This is a genomic window from Acholeplasma sp. ORD1043 (genome assembly GCF_057808485.1).
Genome location: NZ_JAQLOJ010000030.1, coordinates 1 through 211, shown reverse-complemented (window position 1 = coordinate 211; position 211 = coordinate 1). Strand labels below are relative to the sequence as shown.

General features: G+C 49.3%; 2 tRNA genes. Both read left to right on the top strand.

The window, feature by feature from the left end:
* Positions 1 to 7 precede the first annotated feature (7 nt).
* Positions 8 to 84, top strand: a tRNA-Ile gene (locus tag PG914_RS06910).
* 25 nt (positions 85 to 109) lie between these two features.
* Positions 110 to 185 (top strand) — tRNA-Ala (locus PG914_RS06905).
* Positions 186 to 211: the final 26 nt, after the last annotated feature.

Here is a 211-nt window from a genome sequence, read left to right as displayed (position 1 = left end):
GAAAAGTGGGCCTGTAGCTCAGTTGGTTAGAGCACACGCTTGATAAGCGTGGGGTCGATGGTTCAAGTCCATTCAGGCCCACCACTTATATTCATATTTAATAAAATATGGGGCTTTAGCTCAGCTGGGAGAGCGCCTGCTTTGCACGCAGGAGGTCAGCGGTTCGATCCCGCTAAGCTCCACCATTATTGGGAAGTAATTCCTGATGAGA